Annotated in this window: 35 protein-coding genes; 1 reads left to right on the forward strand and 34 read right to left on the reverse strand. The window is 65.6% G+C overall.

The genetic code is table 11. The features are described from left to right. Window positions 1-4 precede the first annotated feature (4 nt). The 33 genes from PARJ55_RS0113625 to rpsJ form a co-directional block, all read right to left on the reverse strand. Entirely contained in the window at window positions 5-1,051 is a 1,047-nt protein-coding gene (locus PARJ55_RS0113625) for an RluA family pseudouridine synthase (RefSeq protein ID WP_028713546.1), read from the reverse strand. Then, on the reverse strand, window positions 1,048-1,422 hold the full coding sequence (crcB, locus tag PARJ55_RS0113630; protein ID WP_028713547.1) for a fluoride efflux transporter CrcB: 375 nt from the start codon (window positions 1,420-1,422) through the stop codon (window positions 1,048-1,050). The genes PARJ55_RS0113625 and crcB overlap by 4 nt, the downstream gene beginning before the upstream one ends. Continuing rightward, window positions 1,419-2,747 (reverse strand): replication-associated recombination protein A, encoded by a 1,329-nt coding sequence (locus PARJ55_RS0113635; protein ID WP_028713548.1) that lies wholly within the window; start codon window positions 2,745-2,747, stop codon window positions 1,419-1,421. Before PARJ55_RS0113635 ends, crcB begins: the two co-directional genes overlap by 4 nt. Window positions 2,748-2,808: 61 nt before the next feature. Continuing rightward, a complete protein-coding gene (locus tag PARJ55_RS0113640) occupies window positions 2,809-3,399 on the reverse strand; it encodes an acyl-homoserine-lactone synthase (RefSeq protein WP_028713549.1) in 591 nt (196 codons plus the stop codon). 67 nt (window positions 3,400-3,466) lie between these two features. Then, window positions 3,467-4,078, reverse strand: coding sequence for an autoinducer binding domain-containing protein (locus PARJ55_RS0113645; protein WP_028713550.1), 612 nt, complete (start codon window positions 4,076-4,078; stop codon window positions 3,467-3,469). A 349-nt stretch (window positions 4,079-4,427) separates the two neighbouring features. After that, window positions 4,428-4,850 (reverse strand): 50S ribosomal protein L17, encoded by a 423-nt coding sequence (gene rplQ / locus PARJ55_RS0113650; RefSeq protein WP_028713551.1) that lies wholly within the window; start codon window positions 4,848-4,850, stop codon window positions 4,428-4,430. Between the two features lie 120 nt (window positions 4,851-4,970). Next, window positions 4,971-5,987: a DNA-directed RNA polymerase subunit alpha gene (locus tag PARJ55_RS0113655; protein WP_028713552.1), complete on the reverse strand. Its 1,017-nt coding sequence runs from the start codon at window positions 5,985-5,987 to the stop codon at window positions 4,971-4,973. Between the two features lie 117 nt (window positions 5,988-6,104). Beyond that, window positions 6,105-6,494, reverse strand: a complete 390-nt coding sequence (gene rpsK / locus PARJ55_RS0113660; protein WP_028713553.1) for a 30S ribosomal protein S11 — start codon at window positions 6,492-6,494, stop codon at window positions 6,105-6,107. Between the two features lie 15 nt (window positions 6,495-6,509). After that, window positions 6,510-6,878: a 30S ribosomal protein S13 gene (rpsM, locus tag PARJ55_RS0113665; RefSeq protein ID WP_028713554.1), complete on the reverse strand. Its 369-nt coding sequence runs from the start codon at window positions 6,876-6,878 to the stop codon at window positions 6,510-6,512. Between the two features lie 163 nt (window positions 6,879-7,041). Continuing rightward, a complete protein-coding gene (locus PARJ55_RS0113670; RefSeq protein ID WP_028713555.1) occupies window positions 7,042-7,698 on the reverse strand; it encodes an adenylate kinase in 657 nt (218 codons plus the stop codon). A 36-nt stretch (window positions 7,699-7,734) separates the two neighbouring features. Beyond that, the gene (gene secY, locus PARJ55_RS0113675) at window positions 7,735-9,108 is read right to left on the reverse strand and encodes a preprotein translocase subunit SecY (protein WP_028713556.1); all 1,374 of its coding nucleotides are present in this window, start codon (window positions 9,106-9,108) and stop codon (window positions 7,735-7,737) included. Window positions 9,109-9,213: 105 nt separating this feature from the next. Further along, window positions 9,214-9,711: a 50S ribosomal protein L15 gene (gene rplO, locus PARJ55_RS0113680; protein WP_028713557.1), complete on the reverse strand. Its 498-nt coding sequence runs from the start codon at window positions 9,709-9,711 to the stop codon at window positions 9,214-9,216. A gap of 406 nt (window positions 9,712-10,117) precedes the next feature. Next, complete coding sequence (locus tag PARJ55_RS0113685) at window positions 10,118-10,801, reverse strand: hypothetical protein (protein WP_232215711.1); 684 nt, start codon at window positions 10,799-10,801, stop codon at window positions 10,118-10,120. A 195-nt stretch (window positions 10,802-10,996) separates the two neighbouring features. Next, entirely contained in the window at window positions 10,997-11,185 is a 189-nt protein-coding gene (gene rpmD / locus PARJ55_RS0113690) for a 50S ribosomal protein L30 (RefSeq protein ID WP_028713559.1), read from the reverse strand. A gap of 12 nt (window positions 11,186-11,197) precedes the next feature. Next, complete coding sequence (gene rpsE, locus PARJ55_RS0113695; RefSeq protein WP_028713560.1) at window positions 11,198-11,767, reverse strand: 30S ribosomal protein S5; 570 nt, start codon at window positions 11,765-11,767, stop codon at window positions 11,198-11,200. A gap of 131 nt (window positions 11,768-11,898) precedes the next feature. Beyond that, entirely contained in the window at window positions 11,899-12,258 is a 360-nt protein-coding gene (gene rplR, locus PARJ55_RS0113700) for a 50S ribosomal protein L18 (RefSeq protein ID WP_036698468.1), read from the reverse strand. A 12-nt stretch (window positions 12,259-12,270) separates the two neighbouring features. Continuing rightward, a complete protein-coding gene (rplF, locus tag PARJ55_RS0113705; RefSeq protein ID WP_028713562.1) occupies window positions 12,271-12,804 on the reverse strand; it encodes a 50S ribosomal protein L6 in 534 nt (177 codons plus the stop codon). Window positions 12,805-12,814: 10 nt separating this feature from the next. After that, a complete protein-coding gene (gene rpsH / locus PARJ55_RS0113710) occupies window positions 12,815-13,213 on the reverse strand; it encodes a 30S ribosomal protein S8 (RefSeq protein ID WP_028713563.1) in 399 nt (132 codons plus the stop codon). Window positions 13,214-13,222: 9 nt separating this feature from the next. Next, on the reverse strand, window positions 13,223-13,528 hold the full coding sequence (gene rpsN, locus PARJ55_RS0113715) for a 30S ribosomal protein S14 (RefSeq protein WP_019351974.1): 306 nt from the start codon (window positions 13,526-13,528) through the stop codon (window positions 13,223-13,225). A gap of 18 nt (window positions 13,529-13,546) precedes the next feature. Next, window positions 13,547-14,107: a 50S ribosomal protein L5 gene (gene rplE, locus PARJ55_RS0113720; protein WP_036698471.1), complete on the reverse strand. Its 561-nt coding sequence runs from the start codon at window positions 14,105-14,107 to the stop codon at window positions 13,547-13,549. Next, window positions 14,107-14,412 (reverse strand): 50S ribosomal protein L24, encoded by a 306-nt coding sequence (gene rplX / locus PARJ55_RS0113725; protein WP_028713565.1) that lies wholly within the window; start codon window positions 14,410-14,412, stop codon window positions 14,107-14,109. The genes rplE and rplX overlap by 1 nt, the downstream gene beginning before the upstream one ends. Next, on the reverse strand, window positions 14,412-14,780 hold the full coding sequence (rplN, locus tag PARJ55_RS0113730) for a 50S ribosomal protein L14 (protein ID WP_010400243.1): 369 nt from the start codon (window positions 14,778-14,780) through the stop codon (window positions 14,412-14,414). The genes rplX and rplN overlap by 1 nt, the downstream gene beginning before the upstream one ends. Before the next feature lie 76 nt (window positions 14,781-14,856). Further along, complete coding sequence (rpsQ, locus tag PARJ55_RS0113735) at window positions 14,857-15,105, reverse strand: 30S ribosomal protein S17 (RefSeq protein ID WP_028713566.1); 249 nt, start codon at window positions 15,103-15,105, stop codon at window positions 14,857-14,859. A 12-nt stretch (window positions 15,106-15,117) separates the two neighbouring features. Then, window positions 15,118-15,324, reverse strand: coding sequence for a 50S ribosomal protein L29 (gene rpmC / locus PARJ55_RS0113740; protein WP_028713567.1), 207 nt, complete (start codon window positions 15,322-15,324; stop codon window positions 15,118-15,120). 216 nt (window positions 15,325-15,540) lie between these two features. Further along, entirely contained in the window at window positions 15,541-15,954 is a 414-nt protein-coding gene (gene rplP, locus PARJ55_RS0113745; RefSeq protein ID WP_024844057.1) for a 50S ribosomal protein L16, read from the reverse strand. A gap of 12 nt (window positions 15,955-15,966) precedes the next feature. Then, window positions 15,967-16,689: a 30S ribosomal protein S3 gene (rpsC, locus tag PARJ55_RS0113750; RefSeq protein ID WP_028713568.1), complete on the reverse strand. Its 723-nt coding sequence runs from the start codon at window positions 16,687-16,689 to the stop codon at window positions 15,967-15,969. Further along, window positions 16,689-17,069 (reverse strand): 50S ribosomal protein L22, encoded by a 381-nt coding sequence (gene rplV, locus PARJ55_RS0113755; RefSeq protein ID WP_036698477.1) that lies wholly within the window; start codon window positions 17,067-17,069, stop codon window positions 16,689-16,691. The genes rpsC and rplV overlap by 1 nt, the downstream gene beginning before the upstream one ends. A gap of 5 nt (window positions 17,070-17,074) precedes the next feature. Continuing rightward, window positions 17,075-17,353, reverse strand: a complete 279-nt coding sequence (rpsS, locus tag PARJ55_RS0113760; RefSeq protein WP_028713570.1) for a 30S ribosomal protein S19 — start codon at window positions 17,351-17,353, stop codon at window positions 17,075-17,077. Window positions 17,354-17,356: 3 nt separating this feature from the next. Then, window positions 17,357-18,193, reverse strand: a complete 837-nt coding sequence (gene rplB / locus PARJ55_RS0113765) for a 50S ribosomal protein L2 (RefSeq protein WP_028713571.1) — start codon at window positions 18,191-18,193, stop codon at window positions 17,357-17,359. A gap of 94 nt (window positions 18,194-18,287) precedes the next feature. Next, a complete protein-coding gene (locus tag PARJ55_RS0113770; RefSeq protein WP_028713572.1) occupies window positions 18,288-18,584 on the reverse strand; it encodes a 50S ribosomal protein L23 in 297 nt (98 codons plus the stop codon). Continuing rightward, window positions 18,581-19,201 carry a 50S ribosomal protein L4 gene (gene rplD / locus PARJ55_RS0113775; protein WP_028713573.1) on the reverse strand — a complete coding sequence of 207 codons (621 nt, stop codon included), beginning with the start codon at window positions 19,199-19,201 and terminating at the stop codon, window positions 18,581-18,583. Before rplD ends, PARJ55_RS0113770 begins: the two co-directional genes overlap by 4 nt. Beyond that, on the reverse strand, window positions 19,201-19,938 hold the full coding sequence (rplC, locus tag PARJ55_RS0113780) for a 50S ribosomal protein L3 (RefSeq protein WP_036698479.1): 738 nt from the start codon (window positions 19,936-19,938) through the stop codon (window positions 19,201-19,203). Before rplC ends, rplD begins: the two co-directional genes overlap by 1 nt. Before the next feature lie 10 nt (window positions 19,939-19,948). Further along, the gene (gene rpsJ / locus PARJ55_RS0113785) at window positions 19,949-20,257 is read right to left on the reverse strand and encodes a 30S ribosomal protein S10 (protein WP_010400227.1); all 309 of its coding nucleotides are present in this window, start codon (window positions 20,255-20,257) and stop codon (window positions 19,949-19,951) included. Between the two features lie 564 nt (window positions 20,258-20,821). Here rpsJ and PARJ55_RS24015 point away from each other — a divergent pair. Next, window positions 20,822-20,959 carry a hypothetical protein gene (locus tag PARJ55_RS24015; RefSeq protein WP_198019362.1) on the forward strand — a complete coding sequence of 46 codons (138 nt, stop codon included), beginning with the start codon at window positions 20,822-20,824 and terminating at the stop codon, window positions 20,957-20,959. A gap of 269 nt (window positions 20,960-21,228) precedes the next feature. On the opposite strand, the gene tuf is transcribed toward PARJ55_RS24015, so the two are convergent. Beyond that, the coding region (tuf, locus tag PARJ55_RS0113795; RefSeq protein WP_028713575.1) for an elongation factor Tu at window positions 21,229-22,404 on the reverse strand (1,176 nt) is incomplete at its 5' end.

A 22,404-nucleotide genomic window follows, 5' to 3' on the forward strand; every position in this document is an offset into this window, starting at 1 on the left:
CGGCCTATGCGGGATCGGCAAAGGGGTCTTCGGGTACGTCCTGCTCGGCCCAGCCCAAAGTCTTCCAGGTGCGCGCCATATGCTCGGGCAAGGGCGCGGTGACGGTGATCAGCTTCTTGGTGATCGGATGCTCGAAGCGGATCATGCGGGCGTGCAGGTGCAGCTTGCGGCTGATCTCGCCGCCCAGCTGGGCGCCCCAGCCGTCGCCCAGGTTCTCCTGCCCCGAGCCGCCATATTTGCCGTCTCCCACGATGGGATGGCCGATCTCGGCCATATGGGCGCGCAGCTGGTGGGTGCGGCCGGTGACGGGCACCATGGCCACCCAGGCGACCCGGCCGCCCAGCGCGTCCAGCACCGCGTAATCGGTATGGGCGCGCTTGGCGCCCTCGGTCGTCGCGACATCCGAGGGATGCACGGCGATCATCTTCTCGCCCTCGCCGCCCCGGCCGCGGCCCGGCGCCTTCACCAGCCCGTATTTGATCGAGCCCATGCGCAGATGCGGCACGCCGGCCACGGCGGCCCAGTAGATCTTGCGGGTCAGCCGGTGCCGGAACGCCTCGGACAGCGCGCGGGCGATGCGGTCGGTGCGCGCCAGCAGCAGCACCCCCGACGTGTCCTTGTCCAGCCGGTGCACCAGCTTCGGCCGGTCCTTGTAGCCGAACATCAGCGCCTCGGTCAGCCCGTCCACATGCCGGTCGCCCTGCCCCGAGCCGCCCTGCGAGGGCAGGCCCGGCGGCTTGTTCAGTGCGATGACGTGCTCGTCCCGCCACAACACGCAGGACTGGATCATCTCGGCATCCGACAGCTTGACGCGCGGCTTCGCCGCCGGCGCGGGGGCGGCGCCCTCGGGCAAAGGCGGCACGCGCACCTCCTGCCCGGCCTCGATGCGGGTATTGGCCCTGACCCGGCCGCCATCGACGCGCAACTGGCCGGTCCGGCACCATTTCTCGACCGCGCCCTGGGTCAGCTGCGGAAACCGCTTCTTGAGCCAGCGGTCGATGCGCTGCTCGCCCTCGTCCGCGCCGACGCGAATGGTCTGCACGCTGCTCATGCGAAGATCCCCCGGCCAAGGGCCAGCCCGGCGGTCACCGCCGCCAGCGACAGCAGCACCGAACCCAGCACATAGCCGAGCGCGGTGACGGCGGCGCCGCGCTCCCACAGGGTCATGGTGTCCAGCGCAAAGGCGGAAAAGGTGGTGAAGCCGCCCAGCATCCCGGTCAGCAGGAAGGGCGCCAGATGCTGGCCGCCCCGATGCGCCAGCAAGGCCGCCAGCAGGCCCATCGCCAGGCAGCCGGCGATGTTCACGCTCAGCGTGCCCAGCGGGAAGCCGGGGGTCAGCCGGCCGGCCAAGATATTGACCCCGTAGCGCGCCGCGGAACCCAAGGCCCCACCCAGCGCGACCTGAAGGAAGGTATGTTTCATGCTTTGTCCTCTGCCCGCCGCTTCTGGCGCAGCCCGGCGAACCATTCAACGCGCTTTTTCAGATCGCGCTCGAATCCGCGCTCGACGGGCAGGTAGAACACGGGGCGCTTCATGCCGTCGGGGAAATAGTTCTGGCCCGAGAAGGCGTCCTCGGCATCGTGGTCATAGGCATAGCCGGCGCCGTAACCCTGTTCCGACATCAGCCCGGTCGGCGCGTTCAGGATATGCTTGGGCGGCATCTGGCTGCCCGAGCGCCGCGCCAGGTCGCGCGCCGCCTTGTAGGCGGCATAGCCCGCGTTCGATTTCGGCGCCAGCGCCAGATAGATCGTCGCCTGCGCCAGCGCCAGTTCGCCCTCGGGGCTGCCCAGGCGTTCGTAAAGCGCCCAGGCGTCCAGGCAATGGCGCTGCGCCGCCGGATCGGCCAGGCCGATATCCTCGATCGCCATGCGGGTCAGGCGCCGGGCAAGATAGCGCGGGTCCTCGCCGCCCTCGAGCATCCGCGACAGCCAGTAAAGCGCCGCGTCCGGGTCGCTGCCGCGCACCGATTTGTGCAGGGCCGAGATCAGGTTGTAATGCTCGTCGCCGGACTTGTCGTATTTCGCCGCACGCCGCATCAGCCGCTGCGCCATCTGGTCGGTGTCGAGCTTGCCGGTCGCCCTCCAGGCCATCACCTGCTCGATCAGGTTCAGCGCCGCGCGGCCGTCGCCGTCGGCCATTTCCAGCAGCCGGTCGCGGGCCTCGCCGGTCAGCGGCAGGGCGCGGCCCAGCTCCTGCTCGGCGCGCTGCGCGAGGCGTTCCAGGTCCGCAAGGCTCAGCCGCTCCAGCACGATGACCTGGGCGCGGGACAGCAGGGCGGCGTTCAGCTCGAAACTGGGATTCTCGGTGGTGGCACCGACCAGGGTGATGGTGCCGTCCTCCATATGCGGCAGGAAACTGTCCTGCTGCGCCTTGTTGAAGCGATGGATCTCGTCGACGAACAGCAGCGTGCCGCGGCCCTGGCTCCGGCGCAGGCGGGCGGCCTCGAACACCTTGCGCAGTTCCGGCACTCCGGAAAAGATCGCCGAGATCTGCACGAAGGCCAGGTCCGTCTCTTGTGCCAGAAGCCGGGCGATGGTGGTCTTGCCGACCCCTGGCGGTCCCCAGAGGATCAGCGAGGACAGGCTGCCGGCGCCGAGCATGGCGCCCAGCGGGCCGTCGGGGCCAAGCACCTTGTCCTGGCCAACGACATCGGACAGCCGCGCCGGACGGATCCGGTCGGCAAGGGGGCGGGCGGCGCTGCGCGCGGGTTCGCCCAAGGGGGGCTCTGTGTCGAATAGGTCTGCCATGCGGGCGACATGTTACGCCGCCCGCATCACCTGCGAAAGGCCCTCCTCCTGGCGTCGTGCATCAGTGCATCTTGGCCGCCAGGTTGATCGAGACGCACTGGAAATAGCCGTCGTCGATCCAGACCACCGGACCCATGGCCTGCGCGTCCAGACCGCAGGGCACCAGCCAGCGCGGCCAGGTCGAGGCGACCAGGCAGACCAGGCGCGAGGCGCCAAGCTCACGGGCCGAATTGGTCATCTCGTGCACGAGGTTCAGGTGCACGCGCCGCCGCTCGCGCTGCGGGATGGTATGGTCCACGAACAGCCGGCTGGCTTCCCAGGTGCCGGCCTCGACCGGCGCCGGTTCGTCCAGCAGGTTCTGCGGGATCGAGCCGCCCAGCAGGTCCAGCTGGGCATCGCGGATCATGTAGGAATACATGCCGCAGCGCGCCGTGGTGGGCGTCAGGCGCACGCCGGCCAGCACCCGGCCGTTTTCATGGATCGCCACCCAGCGGCTCATGGGCGTGTCGTACTGGTCGAACTCCATGTCGTCCGTCTGGGGCAGGTTCCAGCGCTTCTGGACGATGAAGCTCTGCTTGCGGGCGCGGAAGATATTCGCGAAGAGCTCGCCGTGATTGTGGAGGTTGGCGAAGGAAAGTGTGGTGGTCTGCATGGTCTTCTCCTGGGGTTCTTTGTGGTGGTGGCCCCCAGGTGTAAACCGCAACGGCGGACGGACCGTATTACAGCAAGCGGTAGTCCTTGGCCCGTTGCAGCGCCTCGGCCGTCGTGCGCGCCATGAGTCGTTCGCGTGCCGAGATGAGACGTGCCTTGAATGCGCTTTCCGTAATACCAAGCTTGGCAGCCGCCGCTGCATGACGATCGCCCTCTGCGATACACCGAAGGGCCTCTTGCTGAGCCTTCGTCAGGCTCTCCGGCGGCTCTGTGATATCGTGAAGCCGTCGTACCATTGTCGAGATCGCTTCGATCTCGTCATCCGTGAATTCCCGTTTGTCATGGGCAAAGCAGCAAATCGTGCGCGACTTGATCGGGCCGTGCGCCACCGCCAGCCCGTAGCGCAGGCCATGATCCGCGGCGTCCTGAAGAATCGAAAACGGGTCCGGGATGGGCAGCACGCTCCATCGGCAGGCCCCGGTCGTCGAGAAGCCCCAGGCGATGGTGGGGTCGCGCAGGGCATAGGCCCGTTCGGAATAGCGCTGAGCCCATTCCTTGTTATAGGTCTGGAACTGCATCAGCGGTGCAGCAAAACGAATGTGCAGCCCGATGAAATAGCCCGCCGGAGCGAGCTTTTTCAGCTTGGCGAGTGCTGCATTGATTTCCGCGCGAGATGACATGACGTTTTGGACAGATTGCGTTTTCTTCGAGTTACCAGGAAAAATGGCACGGTTCACAGTGTATTCAAGCAATACCGTGCTTGCGAGCGACGTTTTTCGGACTGCCGTCGGGTCAACTCGGCGGCACTTTGGGCATAGCCGCCTTTCCCCGCCGAGCGCAAGACGCGCCGCGATCCTGCAATTCCCGTATGTTTTCCGAAGGCGCATGCAACCATTTGGAGAAAATGAACAGATCGGTTCATTTTGCGCATGCCGGGCAACAATCGCGTGACTGTTGCAAAAAGCCCGCAGCCATTGCTGTGGCTGCGGGCTTATACGATCGCTTAACCCTAAGAAAGAGTTAAATTTCTTACGATTCGTCAGCAGCCGATTCGGCTTCCAGGCGGGCGCGGTCGCCCGCACCTTTGGCGCTGGTGTCGCGCTCGACGAATTCGATGATTGCCATCGGGGCCATGTCGCCATAGCGGAAGCCGGCTTTCAGGATACGGACATAGCCGCCCTGACGGTCCTTGTAGCGCGGGCCCAGCACCTCGAAGAGCTTGGCGACGTGATCGTCCTGCTTGAGCTGGGCGGCCGCCTGACGGCGGGCATGCAGATCGCCGCGCTTGGCCAGCGTGATCAGCTTCTCGACGATGGGACGCAGTTCCTTGGCCTTGGGCAGGGTGGTCTTGATCTGCTCATGCTCGATCAGCGAGCCGGCCATGTTGGCGAAGAGCGCCTTGCGGTGCTCGTGGGTGCGGTTCAGACGGCGATAGCCGCGGGCGTGACGCATGATGTTTCTCCTTCACGTCTTTTGCTTTGTCCGGCAGCCCATGCGTTGCGGGCCGCTCTCCTTGGGGCGGAATGCCCGGTCTTCCGGGGCGCCATGCCGGGCATGGCACCCCGGTATTCCTTAGAACTGGTCGTCGAAACGCTTGGCCAGATCCTCGATGTTCTCCGGCGGCCAGTCCACGACATCCATGCCGAGATGCAGGCCCATGCTGGACAGCACCTCCTTGATCTCGTTCAGCGACTTGCGGCCGAAGTTCGGGGTGCGCAGCATCTCGGCCTCGGTCTTCTGGATCAGGTCGCCGATATAGACGATGTTGTCGTTCTTGAGGCAGTTGGCCGAACGCACCGAAAGCTCCAGCTCGTCCACCTTCTTCAGCAGGCGCGGGTCGAATTCCAGCCCGTCCTCGGCATCCGAGCGGGTAGCGGTTTCCGGCTCGTCGAAGTTCACGAAAACCGAAAGCTGGTCCTGGATGATGCGCGCGGCATAGGCCACGGCGTCTTCCGGGGTCAGCGAACCGTCGGTTTCGACCTTCATCGTCAGCTTGTCATAGTCCAGAACCTGCCCCTCGCGGGTCGGGGTGACCTCGTAGCTGACGCGCTTGACCGGCGAGAAGATGGCGTCGATCGGGATCAGGCCGATGGGCGCGTCCTCGGGGCGGTTCTTGTCGGCCGCGACATAGCCCTTGCCGTTGGCGACGGTCAGCTCCATGTGCAGCTCGGCGCCCTCGTCGAGATGGCAGATGACGTGGTCGCGGTTCAGGATGGTGATGCCGGAAGTTTCCTGGATGTCGCCGGCCTTGACCTCGCCCGGGCCCTTGGCCGAGAGCGTCAGGCGCTTGGGCGCGTCGACTTCCATCTTCAGCGTCACGCCCTTGAGGTTCAGGACGATGTCGGTCACGTCCTCGCGCACGCCGGGGACGGACGAGAATTCATGCAGCACGTTGTCGATCTGAACCGAGGTGATGGCGGCGCCCTGCAGCGAGGACAGCAGCACCCGCCGCAACGCGTTGCCCAGCGTCAGGCCGAAGCCGCGCTCGAGCGGTTCCGCCACGACGGTGGCCACGCGGGACGAATCGGCACCCGGCTTGATTTCAAGCTGGGTCGGCTTGATCAGTTCAGCCCAATTCTTATGGATCATGCGTTTGCCTCCATACCAGTTTCCGACCCATGACCGTGGCCGGAAACGCCCGAGGTGAAATGCGAAAAGCGCGCCCGCGCCGAAACACGGCGCGGAACGCGTCAAAGTCTTGGCCGATCAGACCCGGCGGCGTTTCGGCGGGCGGCAGCCGTTATGCGCGATCGGGGTCACGTCACGGATGGCCGTGATGTTGAAGCCGACGGCGGCCAGCGCGCGCAGCGCCGATTCGCGGCCCGAACCGGGGCCCTGAACCTCGACCTCGAGGGTGCGGACGCCGTGCTCCTGCGCCTTGCGGCCGGCGTCTTCGGCGGCCATCTGCGCGGCATAGGGGGTCGATTTGCGCGAGCCCTTGAAGCCCATGGTGCCGGCCGACGACCACGAGATCGCATTGCCCTGCACGTCCGAGATCAGGATCTTGGTGTTGTTGAAGGACGAGTTAACATGCGCCACGCCGGTGGCGATGTTCTTGCGTTCCTTGCGCTTGATACGGGTTTTATCGCGTGCCATTGCCTCTGCCCCCTCTTACTTCTTCTTGCCGGCGATCGGTTTCGCCGGGCCCTTGCGGGTGCGGGCGTTGGTATGGGTGCGCTGACCGCGGACCGGCAGGCCGCGGCGGTGGCGCAGGCCACGATACGAGCCCAGATCCATCAGGCGCTTGATGTTCATCTGCGTCTCACGGCGCAGGTCGCCTTCGACGGTGAGGTTGGCGTCGATATATTCGCGGATCTGCAGGACCTCGGCATCCGACAGATCGTTCACGCGGCGCGCCGGGTCGATGCCGACAGCCGTGATGATCTGTTCGGCGAATTTCGGGCCGATCCCGTGGATATAGGTCAGGGCGATGGGGACGCGTTTCCCCGTCGGAATGTTGACGCCAGCAATACGAGCCACGCGTGGTTCCTTTTCCATGTTGCGGTTCCGTAGCGCCGGAACCTTTTTTCACAACCAAAGACCCGAAAGCCATGCCTTCGGGCCTTGAAGCGGCACCCGGGACGCCCGGGTGATTCTCTTGCGAGATGCTGCGAATTAAGGGATTCGCAAGGGAAGGTCAAGCCTAGGACGGAATCCGGTCCAGCACCTTGGCCACCTGCGCCCCCACCTCGTCGATGTCGGCCAGGCCGTCCACCGGGTTCAGGTTGCCCTTGACATAGTAATAGCCGATCAGCGGCGAGGTCTTCTTGTAATATTCCATCAGCCGGGTCTTGAGGCTGTCCTCGTTGTCGTCGGCGCGGCGGCGCAGGTCGGTCGAGCCGCAGACGTCGCATTTGCCCGGCTCTTTCGTCGGCTTGGTCTCGTCGTGATAGACCTCGCCGCAATTGCCGCAGGTGAAGCGGCCGGTGATGCGCGAGATCAGCGCCGCATCGTCCACCCGCATCTCGATCACCGCATCGATGCGCTGGTCCATCTCGGCCATCAGCGCCTGCAGCGCGTCGGCCTGGGCCAGGGTGCGCGGGAAGCCGTCGAAGATGAAGCCCTTGCCGCCCTGCCCCAGCTTTTCGCGGATCAGCCCGATGACGATCTCGTCGGTCACCAGCTCGCCCCGGTCCATGACCTCGGCGACACGCTTGCCCATCTCGGTGCCCGAGCTGCGCGCCTCGCGCAGCATGTCGCCGGTAGAGAGCTGGACGAGGCCGCGCTCGTCGATCAGCCGCCGGGCCTGCGTGCCTTTGCCTGCGCCGGGCGGGCCCAGCAGAATGATGTTGATCGCCATGTCGTCCCTCTCCTACCCCTTATGGTGGGTTTCCCCTTAACGGCGCGCGGGGGCCTTGCGGGGCTTGGCCGCCCCCGTCTTGCCACGCTTGCCGCGCAATTGCGATTTCTCGATCAAACCTTCGTATTGATGGGCGAGCAAGTGGCTTTGCACCTGGTTGATCGTGTCCATCACCACACTGACCACGATCAGCACCGAGGTGCCGCCGAAGTAGAAGGGGATCGCCAGCTGGTCGCGGATGATCTCGGGCAGGAGGCAGACGAAGGCCAGATAGGCCGAGCCGATCACCAGGATCCGGGTCACCACATAGGTCAGGTAATCCTCGGTCCGCTTGCCCGGGCGGATGCCGGGGATGAAGCCGCCCTGGTTCTTCAGGTTCTCGGCCACGTCCTCGGTCTTGAAGCTGACGTTGAACGTGTAGAAATAGGTGAAGAAGATGATCATCGCCGCGAAGAACAGCAGGTAAAGCGGCTGTCCGGGACCGAAATAGGCCAGGATCGTCGACATGACCGGGCCGGTCTGGTTGCCCGAGAAGGTCGAGATCGTCACCGGCAAGAGCAGCAGCGAGCTGGCGAAGATCGCCGGGATCACGCCGGCCGGGTTCACCTTGATCGGCAGATGGCTGGACTGGCCGTCATAGATCTTCATCCCGACCTGACGGCGCGGATACTGGATGTGGATCTTGCGCAGCGCGCGCTCCATGAACACCACGAAGGCGATCACCGCGGCGACCATGACGATCACGCCCAGGATCACCGGGGTCGAGATGGCGCCCGAGCGGCCCTGCGCCAGGAACTGCGCCAGGTGCCCCGGGATCTCGGCCACGATGCCGACGAAGATGATCAGCGAGATGCCGTTGCCGATGCCGCGGGCGGTGATCTGCTCGCCCAGCCACATCAGGAACATGGTGCCGCCGACCAGGGTGATGACCACCGAGGCCCGGAAGAACATCCCCGGCTCATGCGCGAGGTTGCCGTGCTCCAGGCTGACGGCAAGGCCCCAGGCCTGGAACAGCGCCAGCGCCACGGTGCCGTAGCGGGTATACTGGTTGATCTTCTTGCGGCCCTGCTCGCCCTCTTTCTTGAGCTGCTCGAGCGCCGGGACCATCGAGGCCAGAAGCTGCACGATGATCGAGGCCGAGATATAGGGCATGATGCCAAGCGCGAAGACGCCCATCCGCCCCAGCGCGCCGCCGGTGAACATGGACAGGATGCCGCCCAGCCCGGCCTGCGCCTGGTCCATGAAGTTGCGCAGCGCGGCGCCGTCGATGCCGGGCACCGGGATATAGGTGCCGAGGCGGTAGATGATGAGAAGTCCGAGGGTGAACCAGATCCTCTGGCGCAACTCGGTCGCCTTGCCGAGCGCGCCCCAGGAAAGGTTCGCGGCCATCTGTTCTGCGGCTGACGCCATGCTTCGTGCCCCTTCGTGGCAGCGCCGCCGGATCGTTTCCCGATCCCGCGGCGCCTGGAAAACTTGGATAGCTATCTATGGGGCGCGGGCGCGCCCTTCAACAGCTTATTCGGCCGCGGGAGCGTCAGCCTCGGCTTCTTTCGCCGGGCGGGTGACGGTGAGCTTGCCGCCCGCCTTCTCGACGGCCTCGACGGCGGCTTTCGACGCACCGGCGACGGTCAGGTTCAGCGCGGCCTTGAGCTCGCCCTTGGCCAGCACGCGCACGCCGTCCAGCTTGCGGCGGATGACGCCGGCGGCGACCAGCGCGTCCTCGGTCACGTCGGCTTTCGCGTCCAGCTTGCCCGCGTCGACGAAGGCCTGCAGCTGGCCCAGGTTCACCACCGCGAATTCCAGGCGATTCGGCTTGCTGAAGCCGCGCTTGGGCAGGCGGCGGTAAAGCGGCATCTGGCCGCCTTCGTAACCGTTCAGCGCCACGCCCGAACGCGAGGTCTGGCCCTTGATGCCGCGGCCGGCGGTCTTGCCCTTGCCCGAGCCGGGGCCGCGCGCGACGCGCTTCTTCTTGCGGTTCGCGCCGGGATTGTCGCGGAGTTCATGCAGTTTCATATCGCTTCTCCTTGGCCGGAAGCGCCCCATGAAGCGAAGGGGGCGGACACGGCATTTCTTGCTTGTTGAGTCGGTGTCACGGGGACACCGGCGGCTTCTAGCGGCTGTCACCGCCGCGGTCAAGCTGGCCCGGCCCCGGCATGGTCCCGAGACGACCACCCCGGGAAAGCCGGCCCGCCGGGCGCGGCCCGTCAAGAATGCGTCGCGGCCGGCCCACGCCAGGACCGGGCACATCCTTCGCCTCGGGACGCCGCACCGACCCGCTCGCGGACCGCGCCCCATGCCGCGCGATCCGCCGGCCGATCGGCATCCCCCGATGCCGCCCGCTTTTGCCGAGCGAACGAGGCGGACCGCGGCCCGCCCGGCCGTAAGGTGTTCGCCCGCGACGCCCTGAAGGTCGGCGCGATCAGAACGCCACCCACAGCCCAAGCTTCACCGCGCGCTCGCCCAGCCCCGAAAGCGGCTCGATCATCCCCAGCTCCAGCCTTGCCGGCCCGATCAGGTCGCGGACCGCCGTGACGGCCAGCTTGGCGCCGAAGCCGCTGTCCTCGCGCTCCTCGGCCCGGACCTGGCCGATGAGCATCAGGCTCTCGCCGGCATGCCAGCCGAGGGTAAGCTCGGCCTTGGCCTCGGATTCGGGGGTGAGATAGCTTAGCAGCCCCGCACCCCGGGCGGCGAGTTCGGCGATCTCCGCCTCGTCCTTCATCGCGCCGGCGATCTTGTAGCGCGCCTCGACCGACAGCCAGCCGCCGCGCGGGACGCGGCGCAGGACCGGCAGCGAATCGAAGCCCCGCCCCCATCCCACGGCGATCTGCGCCAGCGGCAGGTATTCGCCGCGCCGCTCCAGCGCGCCCATGCCAAGCGCCGCCGAGAAGCGGTTCGGCCCCTCGCCCCGGTCGAGCGCGCGCTGCAGCCAGAACATGGCGCTGGTCTCCCCGCCGCTGGACCGCCCGAGTTCCAGCCCCAGCGTCACACGCGGGCGCAGGCCATATTCGGCATAGAGGCTGGAATAGGCGTTTCCCTGCACGTCGCGCTCGCCCGAGAAGGACAGGAAGACGCCCTTCTCCTCACGCGGCCAGGGACCGGCCACCGCACTGCCGGACAAGGCCAGAAGGATCGGCAGAACACAGCGGAACAGGGGGCGGAACAGACAGGGCAAGGCAGGCTCGAACGGCTGGAAGATGGGCCGAGCCTAGGGGAAACGGGTTAGCGAAAGGTTAACGGATGAACGAAAACGCCCCGGAGCAGCTCCGGGGCGTTTTGATTTCCGGCAGAGGCGGGACGATCAGCCGCGCTCTTCGATGATGGTGACCAGATGCGGGATCTTGGCGACCATGCCGCGCACGGCCGGAGTGTCTTCCAGCTCGCGGGTGCGGTGCATCTTGTTCAGGCCCAGGCCCTTCAGCGTCTCGCGCTGGATGGCCGGGCGGCGGATCGGCGAGCCGATCTGCTTGACGACGATGGTTTTAGCCATTCTTGCCTCTCCTTACGCTTCGGCGGCGGCTTCGGCGGCCGGCTTGTCGTTCGAGGGCAGGATCTCGGCCACCTTCTTGCCACGACGCTGGGCGACGTTGCGGGGCGAGGCTTCCTTCTTGAGGCCGTCGATGGTGGCGCGGATCATGTTGTAGGGGTTCTGCGAGCCCTGCGACTTGGCCACGACGTCCTGGACGCCCAGCATCTCGAACACGGCGCGCATCGGGCCGCCGGCGATGATGCCGGTGCCCGGGACGGCGGTGCGCATGATGACCTTGCCGGCGCCGTGACGGCCCTCGATGTCATGATGCAGGGTGCGGCCGTCGCGCAGCGGCACGCGGATCAGGCCGCGCTTGGCCTGCTCGGTCGCCTTGCGGATCGCCTCGGGCACTTCTTTCGCCTTGCCCTTGCCAAAGCCGACGCGGCCGCGCTGGTCGCCGACAACCACCAGGGCCGCGAAGCCGAAGCGCTTGCCGCCCTTGACGGTTTTCGACACGCGGTTGATCGCGACCAGACGGTCGGCGAATTCCGGGGTTTCCTCGCGCTCTTCGCGGCGACCCCGACGATGTTCACGTTCTGCCATTCAGGCATTCCTTGTAATCTGGCGCGCGATCCGCGCCGTTGAACCCAATCCTGGTGGGCGGCCGCGCGGGCGACCGGCCCCCGGATCATCGGGGCGGCGCGCCCCTATCGGAAAGCGCCGCCCGCATCAGATCAGAACTTCAGACCGCCTTCGCGGGCTGCGTCGGCCAGAGCCTTGATCTTGCCGTGGAACAGGAAACCGCCGCGGTCGAAGATCACCTCTTCGACGCCGGCCTTCTTTGCGCGCTCCGCAATGGCAGCGCCGATCTTGGCCGCGGCTTCCAGGTTGTTCTTGCCGACAACGCCCAGGTCCTTCTCGAGCGACGAGGCCGAGGCCAGCGTGACCCCTTTCGTATCGTCGATCACCTGGACGCTGATGTTCTTGGAAGAACGGTGGACGGACAGACGCGGACGACCGTCCGAGATGGCCCGCAGTTTGTTCCGCACGCGCAGGCGGCGCTTCTGGAACAGCTCTCTCTTGTTCAGTGCCATTTCTCGCGCCCCTTACTTCTTCTTGCCTTCCTTGCGGAAGACGACCTCACCCTTGTAGCGGATGCCCTTGCCCTTGTAGGGCTCGGGGCGGCGCCACTCGCGGATGTTCGCGGCGACCTGGCCGACGATCTGCTGATCGATGCCCTCGACCACGATTTCCGTCTGCTTCGGGGCCGTGATCGTCACGCCTTCCGGGGTTTCAAAGTTCACGTCATGCGAATAACCCAGAGCCAGCTTCAGGGTCTTGCCCTGCATCTGGGCGCGATAGCCGACGCCCTGGATTTCCAGCTCTTTCTTGAAGCCTTCGCTGACGCCGGTCACGAGGTTCGCCACCATCGAGCGCGACATGCCCCATTGCTGGCGCGCGCGCTTGGACAGCCCGCGCGGCGTCACGGTGACGCCGCCATCCTCGACCTTCAGGGTCACGTCATCCGTCGCGGTGAAGGACCGGGTGCCTTTCGGCCCCTTCACCTCGATCGTCTGGCCTTTCACTTCGGCGGTCACGCCCTTGGGCAGTTCGACCGGCTTCTTACCAATCCGAGACATCCTGCCCTCCTTAGAACACGGTGCAGAGGACTTCGCCGCCGACATTGGCGTTGCGAGCCGCTGCATCCGACATCACGCCTTTCGGCGTCGAGACGATGGAGACGCCCAGCCCGTTGCGAACCAGCGGGATCTCCTTGACCGAAGCGTAGACCCGGCGCCCGGGCTTGGACACGCGAGCCAGCTCGCGGATCACCGGGGTGCCTTCGTAGTATTTCAGGCTGATTTCCAGCTCGGTATGGCCCGAGGGGGTTTCAACCTTTTCGTAGCCGCGGATGTAGCCTTCGGCCTTGAGCACGTCGAGCACCCAGGCGCGCAGCTTGGAGGCGGGCGTGCGGACGGTCGATTTGCCGCGCATCTGCGCGTTGCGGATGCGGGTCAGCATATCGCCGAGAGGATCGTTCATCGACATATTGCCCCCTTACCAGCTCGATTTGACCATGCCGGGGATCTGGCCGAACGAGCCGAGCTCGCGCAGCATGATCCGCGACAGTTTCAGTTTACGGTAATACGCATGCGGACGGCCGGTGAGCTGGCACCGGTTGTGCAGACGCGTGGCCGAGGAGTTGCGCGGCAGTTCAGCCAGTTTCAGGCTGGCCTTGAAGCGCTCTTCCATCGGCAGGGACTGATCGTGGACGATCTCGTTCAGCGCGGCGCGCTTGGCGGCGTATTTCTGAACCAGACGCTCGCGCTTCTTCTCGCGCTCGACCATGGATTTCTTAGCCATATCTTCTTCCCTCCGCGATCAGCTGTTGAAAGGCATGTTGAATGCCTTCAGCAGAGATTTCGCTTCCGCGTCGGTCTTCGCGGTGGTGCAGATGATGATGTCCATCCCCAGAACTTCGTCGACCTTGTCGAAGTTGATTTCCGGGAAAACGATGTGCTCCTTCAGGCCCATGGCATAGTTGCCGCGGCCGTCGAAAGCCGAGCCCTTGACGCCGCGGAAGTCGCGGACGCGGGGCAGCGCGATGTTGATCAGGCGGTCCAGGAATTCATACATCCGGTCGCCGCGCAGCGTCACCTTGCAGCCCAGCGGCATCTCTTCACGGACGCGGAAGCCGGCGATCGACTTCTTGGCCTTAGTGATGACGGCCTTCTGGCCCGCGATGAGCGACAGCTCCTCGGCGCCCTGCTTGACCTTCTTGGTGTCCTTGACGGCCTCGCCGATGCCCATGTTCAGGACGATCTTGTCCAGGCGCGGGATCTGCATGTCGTTCTTGTAGCCGAACTCTTCCTTGAGCGTGGCGCGGATCTGGTCCTTGTAGAGCGACTTGAGGCGCGGGGTGTAATTGGCTTGGTCCAGCATCAGATCACGTCTCCCGTGGTCTTGGCGAAGCGGACCTTCTTGCCGTCTTCCACGCGGAAGCCGACGCGGGTCGCTTTGCCGTTCTTGTCCAGCAGCGCCAGGTTCGACAGGTCGATCGGCATGGCTTTCGCCACGCGGCCGCCCTGGGTGTTCTGGGTCTGGCGCTGGTGACGGATCGCGATGTTGACGCCGTCAACGACCGCCTTGTTCTCTTTCGGGAACACCGCGGCGATCTCGCCCTGCTTGCCCTTGTCCTTGCCGGTCAGCACGACGACCTTGTCGCCCTTTTTCAGCTTGGCAGCCATTACAGCACCTCCGGGGCGAGCGAGATGATCTTCATGAAGTTCTTGGCGCGCAGCTCGCGCACGACCGGCCCGAAGATACGGGTGCCGACCGGTTCGCCCTGGTTGTTCAGGATGACGGCGGCGTTGCGGTCGAAGCGGATCGAGGTGCCGTCCTCGCGCTTCACTTCTTTGGCGGTGCGCACGACGACGGCCTTGCGGACGTCACCTTTCTTCACGCGGCCGCGCGGGATGGCCTCCTTGACGGAGACGACGATGATGTCGCCCACCGACGCATAGCGACGGTGCGAACCACCCAGGACCTTGATGCACTGCACCCGGCGCGCGCCGGAGTTGTCAGCGACATCCAGATTGGTCTGCATCTGGATCATTTGGTTACTCCCGACCTTTGGGGACCGGCACGACCATGATCATGGGCCGGCCCCAGGGTATCGATTAAACTGGGCCTCAGGCCGAAGCCTCGGTGGCTTCGGTCAGCACGGTCCAGCGCTTGGTCTTCGAGATCGGCGCGCATTCGACGATGCGAACGGTGTCACCGACCTTGAACTGGTTCTGCGCGTCATGCGCGCGGTATTTCTTGGACGACCGCACGGTCTTGTGCAGCAGCGGATGCTTGAAGCGACGCTCGACCAGGACGGTGACGGTCTGTTCGTTCTTGTCGCTGACGACCTTGCCTTGCAGGATGCGTTTGGGCATGGACCGGGCTCCTTAGTTCGACGCCGCGGCTTCCGCCGCTTTCTGGTTCAGAATGGTTTTCACACGGGCGACGTCGCGGCGGACGGCGCGCATGCGGGCGGTCGATTCGAGCTGGCCGGTGGCCTGCTGGAAGCGCAGGTTGAACGCTTCCTTCTTCAGCGCGAGCAGCTGTTCCTTCAGCTGGTCAGGCGTCTTGTCTTTCAGTTCCTGCGCTTTCATGCGCCTTTTCCTTTCAACATCACCGGAGAGCCCCTGCCATGCAGGGCCACCCTGATTCCGGTGGAGTTTCATGTGAAGGCTTGCCCATACAGGCATCGCCGGTTCTTGGCAACCCTCTTTGCGGGAAGGGCTGCAAATGAAGCGCCCCGCCGTTCTCCGGCGGGGCCCATCTCTCTCGCTTCGGTGGGCGGGGCGCCGAGGCGCGCCCGCGCCGCCTTACCAGTCTTCGCGCGCGACGATGCGGGTCAGCACCGGCAGCTTCTGCGCGCCCAGGCGCAGGGCTTCGCGGGCGATGGCGTCGTTCACGCCGTCGATCTCGAACATGATCCGGCCGGGATGGACGCGGGCGGCCCAGTAGTCCACCGAACCCTTGCCCTTACCCATCCGCACTTCGGTCGGCTTCGAGGAAACCGGCACGTCCGGGAAGATCCGGATCCAGACCCGGCCCTGACGCTTCATGTGGCGGGTGATCGCGCGGCGGGCCGCTTCGATCTGGCGCGCGGTGACGCGCTCGGGCTCGATGGCCTTCAGCGCGTAGGAGCCGAAGTTCAGGTTGAACCCGCCCTTGGCTTCGCCGTGGATGCGGCCCTTGTGCTGTTTGCGGAACTTGGTCCGTTTCGGTTGCAGCATTGCTTCTTCTCCTTAGCGCGCGTCGCGGTCGCGATCACGGCGCGGGCCGCGGGGCGACGGGCCGTCCTGCGCTTCGGTGGCGCGGCGGTCGCGGGCCTGCGGATCGTGCTCCATGATCTCGCCCTTGAAGATCCAGACCTTCACGCCGATGATCCCGTAGGGGGTCGAGGCCTCCGACAGCGCATAGTCGATGTCGGCGCGCAGCGTGTGCAGCGGCACCCGGCCCTCGCGATACCATTCGGTGCGGGCGATCTCGGCGCCGCCCAGGCGGCCCGAGACGTTCACCCGGATCCCCAGCGCGCCCATGCGCATGGCGTTCTGCACCGCGCGCTTCATGGCGCGGCGGAACGACACCCGGCGTTCCAGCTGCTGGGCGATCGACTCGGCCACCAGCTGGGCGTCCAGCTCGGGCTTGCGGACCTCGACGATGTTGAGGTGCAGTTCCGAGGCGGTGAAGTTCGCAAGCTTCTTGCGCAGGGTCTCGATATCGGCGCCCTTCTTGCCAATGATCACGCCCGGACGCGCGGCATAGATCGTGACGCGGCACTTCTTGTGCGGGCGCTCGATGATGACGCGGCTGACGCCGGCCTGCTTCACTTCCTGATGGATGAAGTCGCGGATCTTCAGGTCTTCCAGCAGCAGATTGCCGTAGTCCTTGTCATCCGCATACCAGCGGCTGTCCCAGGTGCGGTTGACCTGGAGACGCATCCCGATGGGGTTTACCTTCTGACCCATTACGCGCGCTCCTCGACCTGACGCACCTTGATGGTGATTTCCGAAAACGGCTTCATGATCTTGCCGTAACGACCACGGGCGCGCGGACGGCCACGCTTCATGACCAGGTTCTTGCCGACCCAGGCCTCGGCGACGATCAGATTGTCCACGTCGAGGTTATGGTTGTTCTCGGCATTGGCGATGGCCGATTGCAGGCATTTCTTCACGTCGCCGGCGATGCGGCGCTTCGAGAAGGTCAGGTCGGCCAGGGCCTTGTCCACCTTCTTGCCGCGGATCAGCGCCGCGACCAGATTCAGCTTCTGTGGCGAGGTGCGCAGCATCTTGGTCTTCGCGAACGCCTCGTTCTCCGCCACGCGGCGCGGATTCTGTTCCTTACCCATGACGATTACTTCCTTTTCGCTTTCTTGTCGGCGGCGTGACCGTAATAGGTCCGCGTCGGCGAATATTCACCGAACTTCTGGCCGATCATCTCCTCGGTCACGGCGACCGGGATGTGCTTGTGACCATTGTAGACGCCGAAGGTCAGGCCGACGAATTGCGGCAGGATGGTCGAACGGCGCGACCAGATCTTGATGACATCCGACTTGCCGGATTCGCGGGCCTTTTCCGCCTTGCGAAGCACATATGCGTCGACAAAGGGGCCCTTCCAAACTGAACGTGCCATGGATTAGCGTCCCTTCTTCGCGTGACGCGACCGCAGGATGTACTTGTCGGTCGATTTGTTCGTGCGGGTGCGGTTGCCCTTGGTGCCCTTGCCCCAGGGGGTGACCGGGTGGCGGCCACCCGAGGTCCGGCCCTCGCCACCGCCATGCGGGTGGTCGATCGGGTTCATCGCGACGCCGCGCACGCTCGGGCGGATGCCCTTGTGGCGGTTGCGGCCGGCCTTGCCGAGGTTCTGGTTCGAATGGTCGGCATTCGACACGGCGCCGATGGTGGCCATGCATTCCTGACGGACCAGGCGCAGCTCGCCCGAGCTGAGGCGGATCTGGGCATAGCCGCCGTCGCGGCCGACGAACTGGGCATAGGTGCCGGCCGAGCGGGCGATCTGGCCGCCCTTGCCGGGCTTCAGCTCGACGTTGTGGACGATGGTGCCGATCGGCATGCCGCTGAAGGGCATGGCGTTGCCGGGCTTCACGTCGACCTTGGCGCCGGCGATCACCTTGTCGCCCACGGCCAGGCGCTGCGGCGCCAGGATATAGGCCTGCTCGCCGTCTTCATATTTGATCAGCGCGATGAAGGCGGTGCGGTTGGGATCGTATTCGATCCGCTCGACCGTGGCCGAAACATCGAACTTGGTGCGTTTGAAATCGACGATGCGGTAGAGACGCTTCGCCCCGCCGCCCTTGCGGCGCATCGTGATCCGTCCGGTGTTGTTCCGGCCGCCGTTCTTGGTCAGCCCCTCGGTGAGGGATTTGACCGGGCGCCCTTTCCAAAGCTCCGAACGGTCGATCAGAACCAGCCCACGCTGGCCAGGCGTCGTCGGCTTATACGACTTGAGTGCCATGCTCTCTGTCTTCCGTTGCTTTGGACCGTGATTGGTCCGTTTCAGTCAAAAGGCGACGGCCCCGCTGCCGGGGCCGTCGATTCGTCGGCTTCTATCAGAGGCCGGTCGAGACGTCGATGCTGTTGCCAGCTTCCAGCGTCACATAGGCCTTCTTCACGTCCGAGCGGACGCCGGGGCGGCCGCGGAAACGCTTGGTCTTGCCCTTGGTGATGGTGGTGTTGACCGCCTTCACCTTGACGTTGAACAGGGCCTCGACGGCCTGCTTGATCGCCGGCTTGCTCGAATCCTTGGCCACCTCGAAGACATAGGCGTTGGCCTCGGAGACCAGCGTCGCCTTCTCGGTGATGATCGGCTTGACGATCACGTCGTAATGTTCGGGTTTCACGCTCATTTCAGGCGAGCCTCCAGGGCTTCGACACCGGCGCGGGTCAGCACGAGCGTATCCCGGCGCAGGATGTCATAGACATTGGCACCGATCGAGGGCAGCACATCGACGCCTTCCAGGTTGCGGGCGGCGCGGGCGAAGTTCTCGTTCACTTCGGCGCCGTCGATCACCAGAACCCGCTTCCAGCCGTTTTCCTTGACCGCCTTGGCGACGGCCGCGGTCTTGGCTTCCGCGATGTTCAGGCTGTCCACGACGACCAGCTCACCCGCGGCGGCCTTGGCCGACAGCGCGTGCTTCAGGCCGAGCGCGCGGACCTTCTTGGGCAGGTCGAAGGCGTGCGAGCGCGGGGTCGGGCCCTTGTAGACGCCGCCGTGACGGAAGATCGGCGCCTTGCGCGAACCGTGGCGGGCGCCGCCGGTGCCCTTCTGGCGGTAGATCTTCTTGGTCGAGTAGCTGACATCCGACTTGCCCAGCACCGAATGGGTGCCCGCCTGCGCTTTCGCACGCTGCCAGCGCACGACGCGATGCAGCAGGTCCGCACGCGGCTCGAGCCCGAAGATGTCATCGCTCAGGTCGATGTCCCCGGCCTTGCCGGCATCGAGCGTGATAACGTCGAGTTTCATCAGTTGTCTCCTTCGGGCGCGGCGGCCTCGGCGGGGGCGGCAGCCTCGGCCTGGGCAGCTTTCGAACGGGTCGCGGCCGGGAAAACGGTGTTTTCGGCCAGCGGCTTCTTCACGGCGTCCTTGATCGTGACCCAGCCGCCCTTCGAACCCGGGACCGAGCCCTTGACCATGATCAGGCCACGCTCGGCATCGGTCTTGACGACCTGCAGGTTCTGGGTGGTGACGCGGACGGCCCCGAGGTGACCCGCCATCTTCTTGCCCTTGAACACCTTGCCCGGGTCCTGGCACTGGCCGGTCGAACCATGCGAGCGGTGGCTGATCGACACGCCATGCGAGGCGCGCAGACCGCCGAAATTGTGCCGCTTCATCGCACCGGCAAAGCCCTTGCCGATCGAGGTGCCGGCGATGTCGACATACTGGCCCTCGAAATAGTGGTCGGCGATGATCTCCTCGCCCACTTCCACCAGGTTTTCCGGCGCGACGCGGAATTCCGCGATCTTGCGCTTGGGCGCGACATTCGCCTTGGCGAAATGGCCGCGCAGCGCGGCGGTCGTGCGCTTGGCCTTGGCCTCGCCCGCGCCGAGCTGCAGCGCCACGTAGCCGTCTTTCTCGGCGGTGCGCTGAGCGATGACCTGCACGTTGTCCACGTGCAGAACGGTGACGGGCACCTGACGCCCGTCTTCCAGGAACAGCCGGGTCATGCCCAGCTTCTTGGCGATAACACCAGTCCGCAGCATGTCAGCCTCCTTACACCTTGATCTCGACATCCACGCCGGCGGCGAGGTCGAGCTTCATCAGGGCGTCCACGGTCTGGGGGGTCGGGTCGACGATGTCCAGCAGGCGCTTGTGCGTGCGGATTTCCCACTGGTCGCGGGATTTCTTGTCGATATGCGGACCGCGCAGAACGGTGAATTTCTCGATCTTGTTGGGCAGCGGAATCGGACCACGGACCTGGGCGCCGGTGCGCTTGGCGGTGTTGACGATTTCCTGCGTGCTGGCATCCAGGACGCGGTAATCGAACGCCTTCAGCCGGATGCGGATATTCTGGCTTTGCATTATCATCCCTCTTGCGGGGAGTTCCAGTTGAGAGGCTGACCGCGCACCACGCGCTGCCAGCATCGAACCGTATCAAATAAGAGCAGGCCGCCCCATTACATGGCGGCCCGGCACAATGCAACCGATTCTCCGTGAAAAAGGACGAGGAGCGGCGGCGATGGCGCCCCTTTAGCCGCTTCGGCCGGCGCGGTCAAGCCTGGCCGGGGCCGACCCGGCGCTTGCGCCACCGCAATCCCGGGATAGGAGAGCCGGCGCGGGCCAGACGCTCGTCACCCCGCACCGCCCCGCCAGGGAGATCGGCGATGCACGACCGCCAGCTGCTGGGCCGGGTGGACCAGAAAATCCTGATCCCGCGCCGCCGCCCGCACAGCGTCATGGCGCGCGAAAAGCTGGCGCCCCGCTGCCGCCCACTCGACTGCGCACCGGTCATTGCCGCCTTCGCCCGGCCGGTCGGACGGGACGGGACGCCAATGCCGCCGCATGGCATCGCCTTCCATGACACGGAAAAATTGCAGGCGGTCCTGCTGCGGCACGGAATCGATCTGGCGCTACATGAGCGCCCCGGTGGAATACCGCGCCTGCTTGATCGCGGATGCGCGTTGCGGGCTGCGGACCCTGGCCCGGTCCGATATCGACCGGGACAAAACGATCGGCAGCATACGCAAGGAATTCCGTCGCGCGGGCCTTGCCGAACTGATCTGAAAACCACGCCCCGGCACCCGCCCGCGCGCCCTCGCCCTGGGCCGCCCCGCGCCCGCGCGCTTCTTTCTTGTGCAAATATCCCGGGGTCCGGGGCAGAGCCCCGGAAAGCCCGCGCCGCCCCAAACGGCAAAGGCCGCCCCTCGCGGAGCGGCCTTCCTCATCGCGATATCCCGGCAGGGATCACCCGATGACGGTCCCGGAGCGCAAAGCCCGCGGCGCAAGGCAGCGCGGGCCTGCGCCCCGCCACCCGGCCGCCGCGGACCAGCCCGTCACTTCAGGATCTTCGACACCACGCCGGCGCCGACCGTGCGGCCGCCCTCGCGGATCGCGAAGCGCAGCTTCTCTTCCATCGCGATCGGCGCGATCAGCTCCACCGTGAACTTCAGGTTGTCGCCCGGCATCACCATCTCGGTGCCCTCGGGCAGACGAACCGTCCCGGTCACGTCCGTGGTCCGGAAATAGAACTGCGGACGATAGTTCGCGAAGAACGGCGTGTGCCGGCCGCCCTCTTCCTTGGTCAGGATATAGGCCTCGGCCTCGAACTCGGTATGCGGCGTCACCGAGCCGGGCTTCGCCAGCACCTGGCCGCGCTCCACCCCGTCGCGCTCCACGCCGCGCAGCAGCGCGCCGATGTTGTCGCCGGCCTCGCCGCGGTCCAGGAGCTTGCGGAACATCTCCACCCCGGTGCAGGTGGTCTTCTTCGTCGGGCGGATGCCGACGATCTCAAGCTCGTCGCCCACGTTCACCGCGCCACGCTCGACGCGGCCGGTCACCACCGTGCCCCGGCCCGAGATCGAGAACACGTCCTCGATCGGCATCAGGAACGGCTGGTCAACCGCGCGCTCGGGCGTCGGGATGTATTCGTCCACGGCGGCGATCAGCGCCCGGATCGAATCCTCGCCGATCTCCTTGTCGCGGCCTTCCAGCGCCGCCAGCGCCGAGCCCTTGATGATCGGGATGTCGTCGCCGGGATAGTCGTAGGACGACAGCAGCTCGCGCACTTCCATCTCGACCAGTTCCAGCAGCTCCGGATCGTCCACCTGGTCGACCTTGTTCAGGTAGACGACCATGTAGGGGATGCCGACCTGGCGGCCCAGCAGGATGTGCTCGCGCGTCTGCGGCATCGGGCCGTCGGCCGCGTTCACCACCAGGATCGCGCCGTCCATCTGCGCAGCGCCCGTGATCATGTTCTTCACGTAGTCCGCGTGGCCGGGGCAGTCCACGTGGGCATAGTGCCGGTTCTCCGATTCGTATTCCACATGCGCGGTCGAGATCGTGATGCCACGCGCACGCTCCTCGGGGGCGCCGTCGATCTGGTCATAGGCCTTGAATTCACCAAAATACTTGGTGATCGCAGCCGTCAGCGTCGTCTTGCCGTGGTCAACGTGACCGATCGTCCCGATGTTGACGTGCGGTTTCGTCCGTTCAAACTTTGCCTTTGCCAT

The organism is Paracoccus sp. J55 (genome assembly GCF_000513975.1).
In the GTDB taxonomy this organism is placed as follows: Bacteria; Pseudomonadota; Alphaproteobacteria; order Rhodobacterales; family Rhodobacteraceae; genus Paracoccus.